At 64.6% G+C, this 684-nt stretch carries 1 protein-coding gene; it reads left to right on the top strand.

The annotated features are described in order from the left end of the window. Positions 1-334: 334 nt before the first annotated feature. The coding region (locus CK240_RS17715; RefSeq protein WP_135058945.1) for a hypothetical protein at positions 335-684 on the top strand (350 nt) is incomplete at its 3' end.

The following is a 684-nucleotide window of genomic DNA, read 5'->3' as shown; positions in this document are numbered from 1 at the left end:
GTGGCAGGTGGGGAATTGCCCTTGCCGTCTGCACCGCCCCTGAGGCGCAGCGCCGATCCAAGGCCTGGCAAGTCTCGGAGGCGCGCGGCGCAAGCCGCCAGTTTCGCCGCAGTGTCGGGTGTCGCGTGTCGCGTGTCGCTACGCTCCAGCGACACCCGACACTGACACTAGAAGTCTAAAAATGGAGGCGCCGGAGGGTAAAAATGGAGGCGCCGGAGGGTATGAATGGAGGCGCCGGAGGGTATGAATGGAGGCGCCGGAGGGTATGAATGGAGGCGCCGGAGGGTAAAAGTGAGAACTTGTAATGGAGTAGACTCAAATATACCCTCCATTTATGAGAGAAATCACCGTGCCCAGCAGCGCCGTTGCGCTCCGATCCGACAAGCCGCTGACCCCGGCTATGGTCTCGGCAATATGGGAGCTGGCCTCGGCGCTCGATGCTGCCCGCGTCCCCGCCGAAGTGGACAACAGCGTCTGGCTGGAAGTGCCGTCGCGGCTGCTGCGCGGCGAGGACGGGCGCAACGACAACATCTGGCTGCGCGAGTGCCTGACCCGCCTAACCGGGGTGCAGCTCAGCGGCGAGTGGCGTGGCGATCCCTGGGGCGCGGTCTTGCTGGCCGAATGGAAGATCACCCAAGGTGGCTCGATGGTGCGGGCGTTGATCCCACCAGCCGGCGTCCATGC

It is taken from the genome of Paracoccus salipaludis, from assembly GCF_002287065.1.
GTDB lineage: Bacteria > Pseudomonadota > Alphaproteobacteria > Rhodobacterales > Rhodobacteraceae > Paracoccus > Paracoccus salipaludis.
This window is presented reverse-complemented; position numbering and strand designations above follow the sequence as displayed.